The sequence below is a fragment of the Priestia sp. SIMBA_032 genome, from assembly GCF_046535215.1.
GTDB lineage: Bacteria > Bacillota > Bacilli > Bacillales > Bacillaceae_H > Priestia > Priestia aryabhattai.
Window position 1 is genome coordinate 1 of the sequence record NZ_JAWRXD010001624.1, and the last position, 233, is coordinate 233.

Annotated in this window: 1 protein-coding gene; it reads left to right on the plus strand. The window is 66.5% G+C overall.

Annotated features, from left to right (window positions below; genetic code table 11):
* Positions 1-233: nuclear transport factor 2 family protein (locus tag SB717_RS39775; protein ID WP_410908861.1), on the plus strand; the 233-nt coding region annotated here is incomplete at both ends.

Here is a 233-nt window from a genome sequence, read left to right on the forward strand (position 1 = left end):
TGTCCACTTCGACACATCCCTTCCTCGTCCGGCTTCAGCAGGCGACCGACGATCACGACCTCGACGCACTCGTCGCCTGCTTCGCACCGGGATACCGCAACGAGACCCCCGCGCATCCCGGCCGGTCTTTCGGGGGGACAGAGCAGGTCCGGGCTAACTGGCAGCAGATCTTCGCCTTCGTCCCCGATATCACCTCCCGCGTGACCGGGCACGCTGTCGACGGGTCGGAGGTG